This window comes from Parabacteroides sp. CH2-D42-20 (assembly GCF_003670185.1).
In the GTDB taxonomy this organism is placed as follows: domain Bacteria; phylum Bacteroidota; class Bacteroidia; order Bacteroidales; family Tannerellaceae; genus Parabacteroides; species Parabacteroides distasonis.
In genome coordinates, this window is sequence record NZ_RAYG01000026.1 from 21,294 (window position 1) to 41,954 (window position 20,661).

The following is a 20,661-nucleotide window of genomic DNA, read 5'->3' on the forward strand; positions in this document are numbered from 1 at the left end:
CGATGAAACAATTCATATCCTTTGTTAGAAAGGAGTTCTATCACATTTTCAGGGACGCACGCACGACAATGATCCTCTTGCTCATGCCCGTCATCCTGATCATCTTGTTCGGATATGCCATCACGACCGAGATCAAGCGTGTGCCGATCGCTATTTTCGACCAAAGCCGGGATGAGCTGACACTGAAGATGGCAGACCGCTTGAATGCCAGCGAGTATTTCGAGCTGTATACGACCGTCGATAGCTATGAGGATGCCGAGGCCTTGTTTCGGCAAGGAAAGGTACACGTCATAGTTGTCTTTCCCCCTCAATACGCTTCCACGGCCGATGCCCAAGTACAAGTCTTGGCGGACGCTACCGATCCGAACGAGGCCACGCAGCTAATCGCCTATTGCTCGGCGATCATCGCGGAACAGTTGAAAGGAGAGTCGGTGGTTGAGAGTAAAGCCGTGACCCCGGTTACCTCTTTGCTCTACAACCCTCAAATGAAAGGCGCCTACAACTTCGTGCCCGGCGTGATGGGTTTGATCTTGATCCTTATATGCGCCATGATGACCTCGATCGGCATCGTGAAAGAGAAGGAGATGGGAACGATGGAAGTCCTGCTGGTCTCCCCGTTGAAACCCATCTACATCATTCTGGCCAAGGCGATCCCATACCTATTGCTGAGTATGGTGAATATCGCTACGATCTTGCTGCTATCCTATTTCCTGCTGGACGTTCCGATAAAAGGCAGCCTGCTGTTGCTGGTTTCCGTGTCCATCCTGTACGCGATCGTATCCCTCTGTCTGGGCCTGCTGATCTCCACGGTAGCCGATACCCAGCAGGCGGCTATGTTGATCAGCGGTATCGCCTTGATGCTTCCGATCATGTTGTTGAGCGGCATGATGTTCCCGATAGAGAATATGCCGGATATCCTGCGATGGTTCTCCCATATCGTTCCGGCCAAATGGTATATCATCGCCGTGAAGGACGTGATGATCAAGGGGCTTCCCGCCGTGTCGATCTTGAAGGAGATCGGGATACTGTCGTTCATGGCGGTCGTGCTGGTATTCTTGAGTGTGAAACGTTTTAAAATACGATTATAAGCTATGTTACGATATTTGTTAGAGAAAGAGTTCAAGCAGATCCGTCGGGACCGGTTCATGCCGAAGATTATCTTCATCATCCCGATCATGCAGTTGATCATCTTGCCTTTCGCCGCTAATTTCGAGATGCGAAATATTAACCTTAGCATCGTGGACAACGATCATTCCGTCACCTCCATGCAATTGGTAGATAAGGTACTATCCTCCGGATATTTCCGCCTGACAGACCGGTCGGATCGTTACGACGAGGCGCTGACCTCGGTGGAGAGCAATGAGTCCGATATCATTCTGGAAATCCCCTTTGATTTCGAGCGGGACTTGGGGAAGGAGGGCAGGGCGGACGTGATGATCGCCGCTAACGCCGTGAACGGAACCAAGGGCGGCTTGGGTAGCTCCTACCTCTCCTCGATTATACAGGATTTCAATAGGGAGAAAGGCTTCGCCTCTATGGGATCGGGCAGGGGAGTGGCTTCGATTAACCTGTTCAATCCCCACTTGAGCTACAAGATCTATATGGTTCCCGGCATCATGGTATTCTTGCTGACGATTATCGGGGGATCGATCTCCGCCTTGAATATCGTGAGCGAGAAGGAGAAAGGGACGATCGAGCAGATAAACGTCTCGCCCGTACCCAAGTCCCTGTTCCTGCTGTCGAAGCTGATCCCTTTCTGGGTGATAGGCTTTGTCCTGCTGACGGTGGCGATCCTCATCGCTTGGCTAATCTACGGCTTGGTGCCAGAGGGGAGTTTCGGGGTGATCTATTTGTTTGCCGCCGTATATTTGATCGCTTTTACGGGATTTGGCTTGGCGATCTCCTCCTTCTCGTCCACACAGCAACAAGCGATGCTTACGGCGTTTTTCTTCTTGATCATTTTCGCCTTGCTAAGCGGATTGTTCACGCCGATCAGCAGTATGCCGGAATGGGCGCAGAAGATCACGCTGGCGAACCCGGTGCGTTATTTCGTGGAGGTGATGCGTATGGTCTATTTAAAGGGGAGCGGCTTTGCCGATTTACGGGGACATTTTGTGATTGTCTGTCTATTTGCTGTTTTTTTTAATCTGTTAGCGGTAATTAGTTATCGTAAAAAGGGGTAGTTCGGAAATAAATGTTTTCTTTGTATCCCGTTTACGGATTATAAACTAATACAGCGAAAAAACATGTCATTTATCATTGTCGTACTTTGTTTGGCCTTATTGATTGTCTTGATATCCTACTTTAAGGTGGATGCTTTCATCGCGTTTCTGATCTCCTCTATCTTGGCGGGCATCGCTTTGGGCATTCCGTTGGAGAAGCTGCCGGACTCGGTGAATAACGGTATCGGGAGTATCTTGGGTGGGTTGACGTTGATTATCGTATTAGGTGCTATGCTAGGCAAGTTGGTGGCCGAGAGCGGAGCGGCACAGAAGATCGCTTCCGTGATGGTGTCGCTTTTTGGTACTAAGCATATACAATGGGGGCTGATGGTGACAGGCTTTGTCGTGGGTATTCCGTTATTTTATGGGATCGGATTTGTGTTGTTGGTGCCATTGATCTTCTCGATCGTGTATAAATACAAGCTTCCGGCGGTCTATATCGGGTTGCCGATGTTGGCGGCGTTGTCCGTGACGCATGGATTCCTGCCCCCGCATCCGTCTCCGGTAGCCTTGGTGGTACAGTTCAACGCGAATATCGGCCTTACGCTGATCTACGGTTTATGTTTGGCGATTCCGGCTATCATTATCGCCGGGCCGGTGTTCGGCAGTCGGTTGAAACATATAAAATCCGGTCCGGTCACGTTGTTCGAGCAGAAAGAGGATAGCGGGAGATATAGCATGCCGGGCAAGGCGAATAGTTTTATCAGCGCTACGTTGCCTGTCTTTTTACTGATTATCGTGACGGTTATTCCTTATTGCTTTAAGGATATGGGCGAGATGGCGAGCGGGATAGTCTCTTTTATTGGTGCTCCTTCCATTGTAATGCTGATCGCCTTGTTGTTCGCTACATATACGCTGGGCATCCGGCAGGGACGTAGTATCAAGTCGGTTATGGCAGTCTATGGGGAGGCCGTGAAAGATATCTCTATGATCCTTTTGATCATCGCGGGTTCCGGTATCTTCAAGCAGATCATGGAGGATAGCGGGGTAAGCAATGAGCTGGCGACAAGCCTGGAGCAATTGCCCGTTCATCCGTTGATCTTGGGTTGGTTGATCTCTGCCGTGATCCGTTTGTGCGTGGGATCGGCTACGGTGGCGGCGTTGACAGCGGCGGGCGTGGTGATGCCTTTAGTTACGCAAACGGGTGCGAACCCGAACTTGATGGTTTTATCTTTAGGAGCGGGTAGCTTGATGTTCTCGCATGTCAACGATTCCGGCTTCTGGATGTTCAAGGAATATTTTAACCTAAGCATAAAGGATACGATCTGCTCATGGTCTATCATGGAGACGATCGTGTCGGTCGTAGGATTGATCGGGGTAATGATCTTAAATTTGATTGTATAACAAAAGAATGATTGAGCAATGAGAAAGAGATGGCTGCTTAGTATCGTTATTATGCTTTTCCCTTTCGTCGCCTCGTTTGCGGCGGACCCGGAGGAAGGTACTTATCCAACGGTCGGGAGGCTTTTTCATATAGCACGAAGCGTGAATAAGAACTTGGTTTGTTACGATGTGAATCTGAGGGATGGTAAGCTGGATACACATGATCCCTTGAACGTTTATTGGGTCAATCGGGAAAAGCATCCGGGGGAAACCAATGGCTTGAGCTATATCCAACGGAAAATGGCTTATGGGTATAAACTGATCTCGGCGAGTGATAATGCTTGTGTATGCTCATTGACCGCTTATCCCTCCCGCCAGTTGACGATTACCAAACGTGATTCCCGCTATGTATGCTACATAACGATCAACAACCAACAGGCGATTCTCCAATCCCTCTACGTTAAAGCCAGCTCCAAGAATCCTTTAAGCGTCGAGTATGTAGAGCTACAAGGAATCTCTGTCGCCACGAATCAACCGGTAACGGAAAGAGTCAGGAAATAGATCAATATATTTTTTTACTAACATATAAATGAAAGAAATTATGAGCATGATTAACGCAGATGAGAATTTTGAGAAATTAGGGTTGACCTTACCTCCCGCACCGGCTCCGGCCGGGGTTTACAAGCCTTGTGTGATAGATGGCAAATACCTGTATCTTTCCGGTCACGGGCCTGTGCGGAATGATAAGTCCTTGATCATCGGACGTATCGGTAAGGACTTGACGATGGATGAAGGCAAACTCGCCGCCCAGCAAGTAGGACTTACCATGTTGGCGACCATCCAGGCGAACCTTGGTAGCTTCAACAAGATAAAGAGAGTGATCAAGGTATTGGGTATGGTAAATTGTACGCCCGATTTCGGAAAGCATCCTTATGTGATCAATGGCTGTAGCGAGTTGTTCGCCGCCGTATGGGGGCCGGATAACGGTGTAGGTACCCGTAGCGCCGTAGGATTCGGTTCTCTTCCCGATAATATTCCTGTAGAGATAGAGGCTTTGTTCGAATTATACGAATAAGCCATGGACGATTGGTACGTCATAAGTAATGTAGACCGGATAGACTCGCCAGCCTTGGCGTTCTATCCGGATCGTATTTCCGGCAATATCGAGTTGGCCAAGAGGATCATAGGCGATACGAACCGGCTTCGTCCGCACGTGAAGACGAATAAGGCGGCTGAGGTATCCCGCATGCTGCTGGATGCCGGAATCCGGAAGTTCAAGTGCGCTACGATTGCCGAGGCCGAGATGCTGGGGCATATTAATGCCCCCGATGTATTATTAGCCTATCAGCCGGTAGGCCCGAAGATTTCCCGCTTATTAGATTTGATAAAGGCATATCCCGCCACCCATTACTCCTGCTTGGTAGACCAAGCGGAGAATGCCCGTGCGATCTCGGCTCTTTGCGAGGCCGGGAATATCACCTTGGATGTCTTTATCGATCTGAACGTGGGAATGAATCGTACCGGAGTCCTCCCGGAGAGAGCGGAGGCGCTGGTGGATGCCATCCTGCCGCTGAAGTCTCTGCAGATTATCGGGTTGCATGGCTACGACGGACATATACATGACGCGGAGCTATCGGTACGTTGCCAAGGTGCGGATGCAGCGTACGCCTTGACCGAACGTGTGTTCCGGGAGATATCCCGCAAGTTTGCCTATCCATTGGTAAAGGTGATGGGAGGTACTCCTACATTCCCGATGTACGCGAAGCGGAAGGATTGCGAATGCAGTCCCGGCACGTTTGTGTTCTGGGATTGGGGGTATGGAAACGCTTATCCGGATATGCCGTTCAAGGTAGCTGCCTTATTGATAACTCGGGTCATTTCCGTGCTGGATGAGCATCATGTTTGCGTAGATCTTGGTTACAAGGCGGTAGCCTCGGAAAGTCCTTTGCCCCGTGTGTTTTTCTTGAACCATCCGGAGGCGAAACCTATCTCCCAGAGCGAGGAGCATCTGGTCTTGGAAGTCCCGGACAGTCGGCTCTATCCATTAGGTTCCGTATTCTATGGCATTCCCGTTCATATTTGTCCTACGGTCGCTTTATACGACAAGGCTTATGTGATCCGGGATCGTGAGGCGATCGGCGAATGGCCTATCATTGCCCGTTCACGTCGCATCACCTATTAACGGTAATCAAATTTTCAATTATCAATTATCAACTCTCAATTAATAAAATGAATAAGCCATTTATTATCGACGCTCATCTCGACCTTAGCATGAACGCTTTGGAGTGGAACCGGGATTTGCGTCAACCCCTAAAGGAAATAAACCGGAGAGAAATCGGTATGACCGATAAGCCCGACCGTGGAAACGCCACTATATCGTTTGAGGAACTGCGTAAAGGAAACGTCGGGTTGGTAGTCGCCACCCAGATCGGTCGCTATGTAGGGCCGGATAATCCACTTCCCGGTTGGCATTCCCCGGAACAAGCTTGGGCGCAGACCCAAGGCCAACTTGCTTGGTATAAGGCGATGGAAGAGGAGGGCCAGATGGTCATGATCCGGGATAAGAAGGCCTTGGATACGCATCTGGCTCTTTGGAAAGACGGTGAACCCGCCGACAAGAAGCCGATCGGTTATGTATTAAGTATCGAGGGAGCCGACTCGTTCATCACGGTGAATCATATGGAAAGGGCGTATGCTTATGGCTTGAGGGCGGTTGGCCCGGCACATTACGGCCCCGGAAGATATGCCAACGGTACGGATTCTACCGGTCATCTGAATGCCATGGGGAAAGAGTTGTTGCGTACCATGGATCGCTTGGGTATGATTCTTGACGTGACCCATTTATGTGATGAGGCTTTCTGGGATGCGTTGGATTTGTATAAGGGACCGATTTGGGCGAGCCATAACAACTGTCGGGCCTTCGTAGATCACAACCGCCAGTTTAGCGACGAGATGATCAAGGCGTTGATAGAGCGTGGCGCCGTGATCGGTATTGCCCTAGACGCTTGGATGATGGTACCGAACTGGGTGCGAGGCGAGTCTACTCCAAGAGGCATGAACTGTGGAATGGAGATTATGGCGAACAATATCGATCATGTCTGCCAATTGGCCGGAAACGCGAACCATGTGGCTATCGGCAGTGATCTGGATGGTGCTTTCGGTACGGAGCAATGCCCGTATGACCTAATAACGATCGCCGATCTCCAAAAGATATTCCCGATCCTTCAATACCGTGGCTTTACGGACGATGCTATCAACCGTATCGCCTCTGGTAACTGGATTGAGTTCTTACGGAAGCATTTACCGGAATAAGTTACTGCAATCCGGGTTGCAGTGCTACCGCGATGCGGATGCAGTGTTACTGCAACCCGGATTGCAGCGTCACTGCATCCGCATCGCGGTAAAAAGACAAACAAGGTGAGTCTATTTTATATCTGCAATACCAAGACGAACCGGCATCCCTTCTTATATTCCTTATCGATAGATAGGGTTCCGTTTAATTTACTAGCCATCAGTGCGCAGATGGGTAATCCCAAACCATCGCCTTGCGCTAGATCCTTCGCCTCATTGAATGGCTTGAATAAGTTCTCTTTTAGATCATCCGGTATGCCTGTACCATTATCGGTAATGATAAATTGGCAAACATGAGCGCCTTTCCGTTTAAATTCCAGACGGATGTTACCGCTGGAAGTATATAATGCGGCATTCTTTAACAAATGTAATAAGACTTGCTCCAGATGCTCGGCGTTCGTCTTAATCTCCAATTGGGGCACGTCTGTTACGAGATTGACCTCCGGTTGAATATCCCCTTTAACCTTCTCCACGATTTTCTTACTGAAGTTTCCTACATTAAAAGAACTAACCTCATACGGTTCCATCAACGTATTCTCCAAGGAGGAAAGCTCTTGGATATGAACCGTAAACTGTTTCAAAGCCTCTACCCGTGTCCATACATCCTCGGCCTGCTTCGGAGCTACCGCCTGTAATTCTTTGGCGGATGCGCTAAGCTTGTTCAAGGTAGGCTCCATCTGAACCGATATGTTTTGGATGAATTGGGCTTGTTGTTCGCTATGCTCGTTTGTCGTCTGGATGATTTTCTTTAATTTCTTGTTCAGCACAATAAAGCGTAATAGAAGGAATCCCAAGAAAAGCAAGGCGGCTATCAGGATTACCACGAATGTGATAAGTCCGACAATCATATATTGCTTAACAGACAATTTATCGTCTTTCTCCTGTATTGTCTGTAGGCTCTGATCGTATTTTTGCTGTAATGCCCCTAGTTTATCCTCTGCCGTAAGAGCCTTTACGGAATCCGTCCATACGATGTATTTGTCGTAGGTACGTTCCATCAGTGGGGCGTTGTTTGCCTTACGAGCGATAGAGATCAGGTTCCGGTAGCAATCGTTCACCTTCTCGTATTCTTTTTTCTCCTTATACTGGTTGATCAGTTTCTGGAAAGCAGCATCCCCCTGCTCGTTTTGCCCGAACGTATAATAATAACCTGCTTGGGTATATAATAAATTGTTCGATAACTTCTCATCGCCCGCTTGGCTGGCCAGATTATCTAATGTATTGAGTTGAACTTGCGCTTGGGCGGCGTTCTTTAGCTTAATATACATTTCCAACCGCTCTTTCGTTACTTGGAAGCGTTGCTCATAGAGCGATTTCTGCAACTTCTGTTCCTCGGTTAAGATGAATTGGTTCATCTGGCGGCAAAGATCGAATGCCTCTTGGTAATAATTCTCGCGATAATATAGATAAGCCGCCTGCGTACCGGCATCGATCGCCTGTTTGTAATCACCTTTTTGGGATAAGCTCTTGTAAGCTTGTAAAAAAAGATAACGAGCTTTGGTGTAGTCTTTTTTTTCCAGGCTGCTTTGTGCCTGTGTCATAAATTGATTCGTCGTGTTTTGCGCCTGTGTGACAGGGTAGAAACAAAGCATAAAAGATAGTAAAAGATAAATGACCCTCATAACTTAAATTTTTTTGAAGTAAAAATATGTATTTACTGGGATTCATACAAAATATATCAGGGGAAAAATAATAGATATTTTATTTTAAGATACGATTTGTGTGTCAATATTCATATTTATTTTGTCAATTCTGAAAGTTCCGAACAAGTGGAATGTGCTATCTTTATCACATTTATTAACCTTAAGAATTGTGTTTATGAGTATATCCGTATTAACAAAAGGCATGTCGTGTCTATTCTTTTGTTTTTGTGTTTGTTGTATGAATGCGCAAGTAAGAAACACTGATCCTGTACGTCACTTGAGGATATCCGGTTATTTGGGGCAACGGATCGACGCTTGTATCGAGTATCGAGTGAAAGCTCAAGATGTGGATCATTTGGTGGAACCTTTCCGGCATAAGGAAGAGACCTCGCGCTGGCAATCGGAATTTTGGGGAAAATGGATACAAGGGGCGATCGCCTCATACCGTTATGATAAAGATCCTGAGTTGTACAAGATTATTAAGAATGGAGCGGAATTGTTGATGGAAACCCAATTGCCAAATGGATATATCGGTAACTATTCCGAGGAAGCACAGTTGAACCAGTGGGATATATGGGGGCGAAAATACACGGCTTTAGGTTTGATCGCTTATTATGACTTATCCGGGGATCGAAAAGCTTTGGATGCCGCCTGCCGGGTGATCGACCATTTGATGACGCAGGTGGGACCCGGAAAAGTGAATATCGTGACGACCGGTAATTATATAGGAATGCCAAGCTCTTCGGTACTTGAGCCGGTGATGTATCTGTATAATCGTACCCGGCAAGATAAATATCTGGATTTTGCCAAGTACATCGTAAAGCAATGGGAGACTCCGGAAGGCCCTCGATTGATTAGTAAGGCGATTGCGGATATTCCTGTCGCCGGACGTTTCCCGCATCCAAAGGTTTGGTTCTCTCCGGAGAATGGACAAAAAGCATATGAGATGATGTCTTGTTATGAGGGCTTGTTGGAACTTTACAAGGTCACTAAGAATCCATTATATTTATCTGTGGTGGAGAAAACGATGAATCATATAATCAATGAGGAAATCAATGTGGCCGGTTCTGGTAGTGCATTCGAGTGCTGGTATGGAGGCAAGGCGTTACAGACTTATCCTACTTATCATACGATGGAGACTTGTGTGACGTTCACGTGGATGCAGATTTGTGACAGGATGCTCGGACTAACCGGAAATTCCTTATATGCGGACCAGATCGAGAAGGCTATGTATAACGCTTTACTAGCCTCGCTGAAAGCGGATGCCTCTCAAATAGCGAAATACAGTCCGTTGGAGGGCTGGCGGCATGAAGGAGAGGAGCAATGCGGTATGCATATCAATTGTTGCAATGCGAATGGACCTCGTGCTTTCGCGATGATTCCGCAATTCGCTTATCAGGTAAACGGCAGACGTATCGATGTCAACCTATATGCGGCTTCGAGCGTGGAGGTAGAGTTGGATAAAAAGACGAGGGTGTCGATGACGCAGGAGACGGACTACCCGATAGATGGGCAAGTCCGGATTGTGGTGGAACCGGAGAAGACGAGTGATTTTACGATCGCCTTGCGTATCCCGGCGTGGAGTGAGCGAACTGTGGTGTCTGTCAATGGTGAGCCTTTAACGGATCTGTTGGCTGGAGCATACCTACCGATTCATAGGACTTGGGAGAAAGGGGATGAGATTACGGTGGAGTTGGATATGCGGGCTCGCTTGGTGGAGCTGAACGAGGCTCAAGCGATCGTAAGAGGCCCTTTGGTGCTGGCTAGAGATAGCCGCTTTAAGGATGGAGATGTGGATGAGGCTTCCGTGATCGTCAGCAAGGATGGTTATGTGGAATTAACTCCGGTACAAGCCCCCGATTTCGCTTGGATGGCTTTTACCGTTCCTATGGTTTTAGGAACGGATTTGGAAGGAAACGGCAAGGCTCGCCCGATTCATCTGTGCGATTTCGCATCAGCTGGTAATACGTGGAATCAGGCAGAACGTTATAGAGTGTGGCTACCAAAAACATGGAATGTCATGCGTACGCCTTATAAACCTTATTGAGCGGTTCACTCCAGCTCAATGCGTCCGATCCCTGAACTCCGAGGGTGTAACCCCTTCTTTCTTCTTGAAGAATGTGGAGAATTGGCCGGCATTCTCGAAATGTAGGCTATAGGCGATCTCGGAGATCGTCAAAAGGGTACTAGTCAGAAGCTCTTTCGCACGAAGGAGCTTCTGTTGTAATTGATATTGGGCGGGGGAGACGCCGGTGTATTCCTTAAACATCCGGCGAAACCATGAATAACCTAAACCAAGATGGGCAGCGATCTCTTCCGGGCTTAATGGGTCCTCGATGTTCTCCTTCATTAATATACGTGCCTCGTTGATTTTATCTACGACATAGGTGTTCGTGAAGGAGTTGTTCTTTTCCTTATAATATACGGAGCCTAATATATGAAGCACGATACTGGAGATCATCTGTTGGTAACCGGATTTCTCCTCCGAGGCGAACTTCAGTATATCCTCATAAAGTCCGACGATCGTAGCGCTCAGCCCGATCCGGTGTAGCGGCTCTTCCTTGGTAAAGAATTTCTTCTCCACACGTTTATCGATATGAATGCCCCGGAAACCTACCCAATACTCATCCCATCCCGTTTCCCGGTCCGGATAATAACTATGCCATTCCCCGGGGAAAAGGAGGATCATCGTCCCTGCGTTTATCTTTTGCGATTTACAAGACTGGGAGGAAAAGTACCCGCTACCTTTCGTTATATATACCAATTGATACTCATTCAGGATGCGTCCGGTCTGAGGCTTGAAATTATACTTCTCCGGATGCCGGGAAAGCGGATAGGCGCAACCCGGCGGGATGAATTGATATCCGACCGTCGTGACGACGATTCCCCATTCCTCATCCGTAGCGCTGATCGTCAAGTAACGTAGTAAATCATTCCGCAGTTCGTTCATGTCAGATTTGAAAGGTTTAAAATCATTTTCGTAAGCAAATATAGCAATAATGCTTCTACTTTTGCTTTCGTCAAACAAATAACTTTGTTAAGCCATGAAGGAATATAATTTTCTAGCCTTTGATATAGGGGCTACCAGTGGACGGGCCGTGCTCGGGACCTTAAAGGATGCCAAATTTGAAATGAAAGAGATCCATCGGTTCCCGAATCCGATGGTGGAATTACACGGACGGTTTTATTGGGATATCTATCATCTTTATACTTCTCTTATAGAAAGCTTGACGATATGCGCCCGGCAAAGAATCCGGTTGCACTCGATCGGAATAGATACATGGGGGGTGGATTTTGGGTATGTGGCTTTGGATGGCTCTTTATTGGGCTTACCTCGTGCTTACCGAGATCCTTATACGGACGGCGCTCCCGAGGACTTTTTCAAACGGATTCCCAAGGAAGAGGTCTATAAGCGGACAGGTATTCAAGTGATGCCGTTTAATAGCTTGTTCCAGCTTTTCAGGGCGGGGCAAGACTCGTTTATACCGCAGGAAGTGGCGGAAAAGATATTATTCATACCGGACCTTTTGGCTTATATGTTGACGGAGCGTATGGTATGTGAATATACGATCGCTTCCACGTCTCAATTATTGAATCCGGAAACCCATAAATTCGATTACAAACTCTTGGAGGCCGTGGGTGTATCTCCTACCTTGATGTGTCCGGTGGTGATGCCGGGGACGTTGATCGGGCGGTTGAGCGAGTCGATCGCCCGTAAGACAGGAATCGGGGAAATCCCGGTAATCGCCGTAGCCGGTCACGATACGGCGTCGGCGGTAGCCGCTGTTCCTGCTTCTTCTCCTAATTTCGCTTACTTGAGTAGCGGTACTTGGAGCTTGATGGGTATCGAGGTGGAGAAGCCGATCATCAACGAGGTCTCTTTCAAGAATAATTTCACGAATGAGGGGGGTATCGAGGGTACGACTCGCTTTTTGAAGAATATTACAGGTATGTGGATCTTGGAACGTTGCCGGGAGCAATGGAAGCGGTCCGGATTGGATTATTCGTACGATGATATGGTTCGGATGGCGGAGTTGAGCGAATTTACTTCTTTGATCAATCCGGATGATCCCCGTTTCGCCAATCCAGAGAATATGCTACGTGAGATTACGGCCTATTGTGAGGAAACCGGACAGGCTGTTCCCGCTTCGGACGCCGATTATGTACATTGTATATTTTATAGCTTGGCGAATCGTTATAAAGAGGTGCTGGAAATACTCAAATCGATGTCGCCACATCCGATCGAACGATTGCATGTGATAGGTGGTGGCTCTCGGAACGATCTGCTGAATCAATTGACAGCCAACGCTATCGGTATTCCCGTATTGGCAGGCCCGTCTGAGGCGACAGCCATTGGAAATTGCTTGATACAGGCTAAGTCGGCAGGATTACTGACGGATTGTTGGGAGATGCGAAGACTGATAGCCACCGCATTCCCTCCCAAGGAATTTTATCCGGAAAGGTGATACACTTTCAAATCATATAAATTTAAAAACATCATACCATGACAAAAGACAGTTTAATTCAACAGGCATTTGAAGTAGCGGCAGAACGTTATGCGGCCGTAGGTGTAGACGTTCGTAAAGCATTAGAGGATATGAAGAAAATATCCCTATCCCTGCATTGCTGGCAGGCCGATGACGTAAGCGGTTTCGAGAACCAAGGCGGCTCCTTGACCGGTGGTATACAAGTGACCGGCAATTATCCGGGACGTGCCCGTACTATCGACGAGTTGCGTCGGGATGTATTGAAGGCGAAATCCTATATCCCCGGTAATCATCGGCTTAGTCTGCATGAGATCTACGGGGATTTCCAAGGGGAGAAAGTAGACCGTGACGAGGTAGAACCCCATCATTTCGAGAGTTGGATACAATGGGCGAAAGAGAATGATTTTAAGTTGGACTTCAACAGTACCTCTTTCTCGCACCCTAAAAGCGGAGATTTGACCTTGGCGAACCCCAGCGATGATATCCGTAACTTCTGGATCGAGCATACGAAGCGTTGTCGCTGGATCAGCGATGAGATGGGTAAAGCCCAGAACGATCCTTGCATGATGAACCTTTGGATACATGACGGGAGCAAGGAAGTACCGGCCAGCCGCTTACGTTATCGCCGTATCTTGGAGGAATCGCTGGATGAGATATTCGCTACCGAATATAAATGGATGAAAGATTGTATCGAGGCGAAACTCTTCGGTATCGGTCTGGAAAGTTATACGGTAGGTTCCTATGATTTCTATTTGGGTTACGGGGCGAAAAAGAACAAGATCGTTACCTTGGACACTGGCCATTTCCATTTGACGGAAAGTATCGCCGACAAGGTTTCCTCGTTATTGCTGTTTACGCCCGAGATCATGTTGCACGTAAGTCGTCCGATCCGTTGGGATAGCGATCATGTCGTGATCTTGAATGACGATGTGCAGGATTTAGCTCGTGAGATCGTGCGTTGCGACGCCTTGGACCGGGTACATATCGGTTTGGATTATTTCGACGCTACCATCAATCGTATCGGTGCTTATGTCATTGGTAGCCGTGCTACGCAAAAAGCCTTTATGCTCGCTTTGCTGGAGCCGATCGCCTTGCTTCGCCAGTACGAGGATGAGGGTAAGTATTTCCAGCGTCTTGCCTTGCAGGAGGAAGCGAAGAGTCTGCCTTGGGGTGCGGTTTGGGATATGTATTGTCTGCAAAGTGGGGTCCCCGTAGGAGAGTCTTATATCGCTGAGATCGAGAAATATGAGTCCGACGTTACCTCAAGACGGCAATGATAGAGATCGGGATCGGGTTGTTGATCATCGCGATCGGCAGTTTCGGGCAGAGTAGCTCGTACGTGCCGATCAATAAGGTCCGGGATTGGAGTTGGGAAAGCTTTTGGCTGGTGCAAGGTATCTTCGCTTGGTTGGTTTTCCCTTATCTCGGAGCGATGTTGGCGGTACCGGAAGGGAGTACCTTGCTGGAACTATGGCGTTCGCCGGGTAGCTTGGGAGCGGTTATCTATGGCATGCTCTGGGGTGTCGGCGGGTTGACTTTCGGGTTGAGTATGCGTTATCTGGGCGTAGCTTTGGGACAGAGCATCGCCTTGGGTACATGCGCCGGTTTCGGTACGCTCTTCCCGGCTTTGTTCGGTGGAACGAATCTGTTTGAGGGAACCGGATTGATCCTGTTGACCGGTGTTTGCATTACCTTGGCAGGTATCGCCGTGATCGGTTACGCCGGAAGCCTGCGGGCCCGGAATATGAGTGAGGAGGAGAAGAAAGCGGCGGTGAAGGATTTTGCCTTGACTAAGGGCTTGGCGGTAGCCTTGCTTGCCGGTGTGATGAGCGCCTGCTTCAATTTGGGTTTGGAATCGGGAAACGAGGTGCTGGCGAAAGCGAGAGAGGCGGGAGCTAGCGATCTGTTCGCCTTGAATCCCGTGATACTGTTGGTTACTTTGGGCGGCTTTTGTACGAACGCTGTGTATTGTATTTTCCAGAACGTGAAAAACGGGACGGGCAAGGATTATTTCTCGGTATCGGGAGGTACATTGCTGAATAATGTCTTATTTTGCGCTTTGGCAGGCGTGCTTTGGTACTCGCAGTTCTTTGGACTGGGGATGGGAAAGAGCTATTTCTCGGATTCCCCGGTTATGCTGGCTTTCTCGTGGAGTATCCTGATGTCGTTGAATGTTATTTTCAGTAATGTCTGGGGCATCTTATTAAAAGAATGGAAGGGTGTGGATCGCCGGACAATCGTGGTATTGATTACCGGCATGTGTATCTTGATCCTTTCCTTATTATATCTGAATATAGTTTAATTAAAATAGACATGATAATACTAAGAAACAATGAACGCCTGATGGCGGAAATAGATCGTATCGCCGAGGTCGCCGGCTATTTGTGGACCAAGGGTTGGGCTGAGCGAAACGGCGGGAATATATCGGTGAACCTGACTACTTTATTGAGCGAGGAGGAGAAGGCGTTGCCGGCTTTGGTTTCCTCGATTCCCTTGCAAGAGGCGATGACGGCCTTATGCGGGCACGTCTTTTATGTGACGGGTACCGGAAAACGGATGCGTTACGTGGCGAAAGATCCTTTCGCCAACGGCTCTTTGATCCGTATCGCCGCCGATGGGAAATCGTATGATATCCTAGCGGAGCAACCGATCCCACCGACTTCCGAGTTGCCTTCCCATTTGTTGATGCACAATTTCTTGCGTGCGAAGGGACGGGATAACCGGGTGGTATTGCATACGCATCCGACGGATATTATCGGCATGACGCATTGTAAGCCGTTCTTGGATTCGGAGAAGATTACCCGCACGTTATGGCGTATGATCCCGGAATGTCGGATTATCGTGCCGAAAGGGGTTGGTATCGTTCCTTACGAGATACCGGGCACTTTGGCGTTGGCGCACGCTACGATCCGTCAGTTGGAGGAGCACGACGTGGTGTTCTGGGAGAAGCACGGTATCCTTGCCGTCGGTGAGGACCTGATCGAGTGCTTCGATGCGATCGATACGTTGAGTAAATCCGCCCAGATCTATTTCAGTGCCCGCATGACCGGTTACGAGCCGGAAGGTATGACGGATCAGCAATTGGATGACTTGGTTCCGGCTTTTGGACTCTAGCGTATGCGAAAGAAATTAATCATTCTATTCATAGGGATCGGTTCGTTCACGTTGTTCGCCCAGCAGCGAGACCATCGGACACGGGAGTATATCGCTCCGGTCCGTATTGTCTGGCAGCAAGATAGTTCGCGAATTACGGGAGCGAACCATTTGCTTGTTCCGGGCAACGGACAGTCGGATTTGGCGAATAATCGGTTGTGTGTGTTGAAAAGTACGCCAACCGAACATCCCGCTTTGCTGCTTGATTTCGGGAAGGAGTTGCAAGGCGGCCTTCAGCTGGTGACCGGTATGCCGCCGTCTCACGATCCGGTTTCCGTGCGGGTTCGTTTCGGCGAGTCCGTTAGTGAGGCTATGTGCGAGATCGATGGCGCGAACGGGGCGAGCAACGATCATGCGATGCGGGATTTCGTGGTATCGCTCCCTTGGCTGGGCGTGCAGGAGATCGGTAATTCCGGTTTCCGTTTCGTGCGTATTGATGTATTGGGTGATTCTACGGAGTTGCAATTAAAAGAGGTCCGTGCGATCTCCACGTTCCGGGATATTCCTTATCTGGGCTCTTTCCGTTGTAATGACGAGCGGTTGAACCGGATCTGGAAGACAGGTGCGTACACGGTCCACTTGAATATGCAGGAATATCTATGGGACGGCGTAAAACGGGATCGTCTGGTCTGGGTGGGGGATTTACATCCGGAGGTAATGACGGTCAGTACCGTCTTCGGTTATAATGAGGTGGTTCCTAAGAGCTTGGATTTGATTCGGGATATTACGCCGCTGCCTAGTTGGATGAACGGTATCAGTTCGTACTCGATCTGGTGGTTGTTGATTCAGCGGGATTGGTATTATTACCAAGGGAATCTTGCGTATCTACAAGAGCAACGCTTTTATATGACTGCTTTGCTGCGTCACTTGATCTCGAAGGTTGACCCAAGCGGACAAGAGAGACTGGATGGGAACCGTTTCTTGGATTGGCCTTCCAGTGAGAATACACCCGCTATCGATGCCGGCCTTCAATCGCTGATGATACAAGCCATGCGTGCGGGAGAGGAGTTATGTACCGTTTTAGGCGAGGATGCGTTGGCCTCGGAGTGCCGTGCGGTAGCTTCCAAAGCTATTGAGTTTTCCCTTCGGAAGAAATCCCGGTTCCCTTCGGAGAAAGATCGGATTACGCCCGGGGATAAACAGGCCGCCGCCTTGATGGCTCTGGCGGGTATCATGGATGCTAAGGAGGCGAACGAGCGTTGCTTGGCGGTGGACGGGGCGAAAGGCTTCTCTACGTTTTACGGGTATTATATGCTACGGGCGATGGCGTTGGCTGGTAATTACCAAGGTGCGTTAGATGTGATCCGTACGTATTGGGGAGCTATGCTGGATGTAGGTGCTACGACGTTTTGGGAGGATTTCAATATGGAATGGCTTCCTGACGCAGGGCGTATTGATGAGCTGGTCCCCGCTGGGAAAAAAGACATTCATGGGGATTATGGGGCGTATTGCTATCAAGGTTTCCGCCATAGCTTGTGCCATGGATGGGCTTCGGGCCCCACATCGTGGTTGAGCGAGTACGTATTGGGCGTACAAGTGGTGGAACCGGGTTGCCGTACGGTACGTATCATCCCACATCTGGGAGATCTCGAATGGGTGGAAGGTACGTTTCCCACGCCTTATGGGGTGATTGAGATCCGACATGAGAAAGGTGCGGACGGCAAGGTGATAAGCCATATCAACGCTCCTGAAGAGATACGAGTTAATCCGTAGCTCTTATACTTAGTTGTAGAGACGGGGCGTGCCCCGTCTCACCATAGACTGATAGTATTTAAGTTGCCATTTAGCTGGGATGAGACGGGGCACGCCCCGTCTCTACAACTGGATATGTTGAATGTATATAATTATAGAATATATGAAACAAACTATTTGCATCTACGCTTTCGCCGCCCTCTTATTAGGCGGTTGCAAAAGCAATAATGAATTAACGATACCTACGAATCTCCGTACGGAATACCTTACGGAGCCTATCGGCTTGGATACTTCGTCTCCTCGCTTTACATGGGAATACTCCGGAAATGAGGAGGGCTTTAAGGCTTCCCGCTATGAGGTACGGATCGGTACGAGTCCGGACGACTTGCGGCCCTATGCGGAGGGAATGGCCCTGAAACCTCATACCCGTTATTACTGGAATGTTACGGTATGGGATGGTGAAGGGCGTCCGTGCGCTACCTCGGAGACGGCTTCTTTCGAGACCGCTAAGTTCGATCCCTCGGATTGGTCCGCCTCTTGGATTACCGATCATAAGGATAAGGAGTTCGAGCCTGCCCCTCTGTTCCGCAAGTCTTTCCCGGTAGGCAAGGAAGTGAAGGATGCCCGTGTGTACGTAGCATCCGCCGGGTATCATGAGCTATTCATCAATGGCGAGCGGGTCGGAACGAATTATCTGGACCCGGGGTATACGCATTTCGATAAACGTATTTTGTACGTGACGCATGATGTTACCTCTTTGCTGAAGCAAGGCGACAACGCCGTGGCCGCTGTTCTGGGAAACGGCTGGTACAATGAGCAGTCCGTGGCGGTCTGGAATTTTCATGAGGCACGCTGGCGGAATCGTCCCCGCCTGCTATGTGAGTTGCGTATTACCTATACGGATGGTACGACGGAGGTGATTGGTTCGGACGAGACTTGGAAGACTTCCACCGGGGCCTATACCTATAATAATATATACAGCGGCGATAAATTCGATGCCCGGCTGGAAGAGGCCGGATGGAAAACCGCTCATTTCGACGATAGTAAATGGGAAGCGGCACTTCCGGCGCAGGCTCCGGCACCTCTGTTGGTAGCCCAGCAAATGCCGGGAATCCGTATCACGGAAGAGGTGAGGCCCGTGTCGATGAAACGTTTCTCCGATCAGTTATATGTATATTCTTTCCCGAAGAACATGTCCGGCCTTTGCCGCTTGAAGGTGAAAGGTGAGGCGGGAACCCGTATCACGTTAAAACATGGTGAGTTGTTGAAGAAAGACGGTCGCTTGGAGCAAGGCAATATCAATGTATATTATCATCCGGTCAAACTGGACGAGGTATTCCAGATGGATGTCTTTACCTTGAAAGGTACGGGAGAGGAGGAGATCTTCATGCCTTCCTTCTCTTATCACGGTTTCCAATACGTGGAGGTGGAGAGTAGCCGTCCCGTTACTTTAACGGAAGAGAACTTGACCGGCTTGTTTATGCATACCGATGTCCGTCCGTCCGGTTCCTTCGCTTGTTCGAATCCTCTATTGAATAAGATATGGGAGGCTACGATGCAGGCTTACCGCAGTAACCTGCACAGTATCCCGACCGATTGTCCGCAACGGGAGAAGAATGGCTGGACAGCCGATGCGCATATCGCGATCGACCTCGGTTTGCTGGGCTTCGATGGTATCACGCTTTATGAGAAATGGATGAATGATATTATCGATAACCAGCGTGAGGCGGGTGAGATTTCCGGTATCATTCCTTCCAGCGGTTGGGGATATGGCGAGTGGCCGGGTCCGGTTTGGGACGCTGTCATGTTTATCATCCCGAACGCCTTGTATGATTATTATGGCGAGTCTCGCAGTATAGAACGCTTATATCCTACGATGCTGCGATATCTGGATTATTTGAAGACGAAAGAGAAAGACGGTTACTTGCCGTTTGGCTTGGGTGACTGGGTGTATTGGAAAGCTACGACGAATAATGAATATACCTCTACCGCCTACTATTATCTGGATTATAAGTTGATGGCTCGCTTCGCCTCTTTGCTGGGCAAGGACGCCGCTCCTTATCAAGAGAAAGCGAATACGCTCAAATCCTTGATCAACCAGAAGTTCTTCAACGCCGAGACCGGTGTGTATGCCGAAGGGACCCAAACGGCGCAAGCCTTGGCCTTGTATCTGGGACTTGTACCGGAAGGAAAGGAACAACTCGTGGCGGATAAGCTGCGTGAGGTGGTAGCGGGAAATAACTATTTCTTGGATTTTGGTCTATTAGGCAGTAAGACCGTTCCGGCCATGCTTACGAAATATGGCTATATCGAGGATGCCATGAAGATGATCACGAAGACCGAGGCACCTTCTTGGGGATATTGGGTAGAGACGATGGGTTACTCCACATTGCCGGAGACGTGGACACTTAGTCCGAAGTTTGCCGACGCTTCCTTGAACCATGTCTTTATGGGAGATGTCTCCGCTTGGATGATGAACCAGCTGGCCGGTATCAATCATGACGACTCGGCTCCGGGCTTCCGTCATATCCGTATCACGCCTCATTTCGTGAAAGAACTGGATTGGGCGAAAGGTGAGTACCATTCCGTACGCGGCCGTATCGCCAGCGAATGGAAACGGGAAGGGGATAAGGTTATGCTTACCGTGACGATTCCGGCTGATTGCTCCGCCGATATCGTGGTAGGCGATCAGACCGAGACCGTATCCGCCGGTACGCATACGTTTTCATATCCGGTGTGATAAGAACCGTATGACTTTAGTAAGCCGGTAATGACATCGCCTATATTGGC

At 49.0% G+C, this 20,661-nt stretch carries 16 protein-coding genes; 14 read left to right on the forward strand and 2 right to left on the reverse strand.

The annotated features are described in order from the left end of the window. Window positions 1-2: 2 nt before the first annotated feature. The 7 genes from D7V92_RS15345 to D7V92_RS15375 all read left to right on the forward strand — a co-directional run bounded on the left by D7V92_RS15345 (window position 3) and on the right by D7V92_RS15375 (window position 6,857). Window positions 3-1,088 carry an ABC transporter permease gene (locus D7V92_RS15345; protein ID WP_121773233.1) on the forward strand — a complete coding sequence of 362 codons (1,086 nt, stop codon included), beginning with the start codon at window positions 3-5 and terminating at the stop codon, window positions 1,086-1,088. A 3-nt stretch (window positions 1,089-1,091) separates the two neighbouring features. Beyond that, window positions 1,092-2,183, forward strand: a complete 1,092-nt coding sequence (locus tag D7V92_RS15350) for an ABC transporter permease (protein ID WP_121773234.1) — start codon at window positions 1,092-1,094, stop codon at window positions 2,181-2,183. A 63-nt stretch (window positions 2,184-2,246) separates the two neighbouring features. Next, on the forward strand, window positions 2,247-3,566 hold the full coding sequence (locus D7V92_RS15355; RefSeq protein WP_057318793.1) for a gluconate:H+ symporter: 1,320 nt from the start codon (window positions 2,247-2,249) through the stop codon (window positions 3,564-3,566). Between the two features lie 18 nt (window positions 3,567-3,584). After that, window positions 3,585-4,106 carry a DUF4833 domain-containing protein gene (locus D7V92_RS15360; protein ID WP_005856451.1) on the forward strand — a complete coding sequence of 174 codons (522 nt, stop codon included), beginning with the start codon at window positions 3,585-3,587 and terminating at the stop codon, window positions 4,104-4,106. A 40-nt stretch (window positions 4,107-4,146) separates the two neighbouring features. Further along, window positions 4,147-4,620, forward strand: a complete 474-nt coding sequence (locus D7V92_RS15365) for a RidA family protein (RefSeq protein ID WP_005856453.1) — start codon at window positions 4,147-4,149, stop codon at window positions 4,618-4,620. A 3-nt stretch (window positions 4,621-4,623) separates the two neighbouring features. After that, on the forward strand, window positions 4,624-5,727 hold the full coding sequence (locus tag D7V92_RS15370; RefSeq protein ID WP_005868304.1) for a D-TA family PLP-dependent enzyme: 1,104 nt from the start codon (window positions 4,624-4,626) through the stop codon (window positions 5,725-5,727). Between the two features lie 47 nt (window positions 5,728-5,774). After that, a complete protein-coding gene (locus tag D7V92_RS15375) occupies window positions 5,775-6,857 on the forward strand; it encodes a dipeptidase (protein WP_057318792.1) in 1,083 nt (360 codons plus the stop codon). 116 nt (window positions 6,858-6,973) lie between these two features. Here D7V92_RS15375 and D7V92_RS15380 read toward each other — a convergent pair whose 3' ends face one another. Continuing rightward, complete coding sequence (locus D7V92_RS15380) at window positions 6,974-8,518, reverse strand: HAMP domain-containing sensor histidine kinase (RefSeq protein ID WP_036614327.1); 1,545 nt, start codon at window positions 8,516-8,518, stop codon at window positions 6,974-6,976. A gap of 196 nt (window positions 8,519-8,714) precedes the next feature. Here D7V92_RS15380 and D7V92_RS15385 point away from each other — a divergent pair, with 196 nt between their 5' ends. Continuing rightward, complete coding sequence (locus tag D7V92_RS15385; protein ID WP_008771950.1) at window positions 8,715-10,586, forward strand: glycoside hydrolase family 127 protein; 1,872 nt, start codon at window positions 8,715-8,717, stop codon at window positions 10,584-10,586. Window positions 10,587-10,601: 15 nt separating this feature from the next. On the opposite strand, the gene D7V92_RS15390 is transcribed toward D7V92_RS15385, so the two are convergent. After that, window positions 10,602-11,489: an AraC family transcriptional regulator gene (locus tag D7V92_RS15390; protein ID WP_121773235.1), complete on the reverse strand. Its 888-nt coding sequence runs from the start codon at window positions 11,487-11,489 to the stop codon at window positions 10,602-10,604. Window positions 11,490-11,583: 94 nt separating this feature from the next. Here D7V92_RS15390 and D7V92_RS15395 point away from each other — a divergent pair, with 94 nt between their 5' ends. The 6 genes from D7V92_RS15395 (at window position 11,584) to D7V92_RS15420 (ending at window position 20,611) form a co-directional block, all read left to right on the forward strand. Then, window positions 11,584-13,005 (forward strand): rhamnulokinase family protein, encoded by a 1,422-nt coding sequence (locus D7V92_RS15395; protein WP_121773236.1) that lies wholly within the window; start codon window positions 11,584-11,586, stop codon window positions 13,003-13,005. A gap of 38 nt (window positions 13,006-13,043) precedes the next feature. After that, window positions 13,044-14,303 (forward strand): L-rhamnose isomerase, encoded by a 1,260-nt coding sequence (locus D7V92_RS15400; RefSeq protein WP_005856475.1) that lies wholly within the window; start codon window positions 13,044-13,046, stop codon window positions 14,301-14,303. Beyond that, window positions 14,303-15,328 (forward strand): L-rhamnose/proton symporter RhaT, encoded by a 1,026-nt coding sequence (rhaT, locus tag D7V92_RS15405; RefSeq protein ID WP_121773270.1) that lies wholly within the window; start codon window positions 14,303-14,305, stop codon window positions 15,326-15,328. The genes D7V92_RS15400 and rhaT overlap by 1 nt, the downstream gene beginning before the upstream one ends. An 11-nt stretch (window positions 15,329-15,339) precedes the next feature. Further along, the gene (rhaD, locus tag D7V92_RS15410) at window positions 15,340-16,140 is read left to right on the forward strand and encodes a rhamnulose-1-phosphate aldolase (protein WP_057328507.1); all 801 of its coding nucleotides are present in this window, start codon (window positions 15,340-15,342) and stop codon (window positions 16,138-16,140) included. Between the two features lie 3 nt (window positions 16,141-16,143). Continuing rightward, window positions 16,144-17,892 (forward strand): alpha-L-rhamnosidase C-terminal domain-containing protein, encoded by a 1,749-nt coding sequence (locus tag D7V92_RS15415; protein ID WP_057328506.1) that lies wholly within the window; start codon window positions 16,144-16,146, stop codon window positions 17,890-17,892. A gap of 121 nt (window positions 17,893-18,013) precedes the next feature. After that, complete coding sequence (locus D7V92_RS15420) at window positions 18,014-20,611, forward strand: family 78 glycoside hydrolase catalytic domain (RefSeq protein WP_121773237.1); 2,598 nt, start codon at window positions 18,014-18,016, stop codon at window positions 20,609-20,611. Window positions 20,612-20,661: the final 50 nt, after the last annotated feature.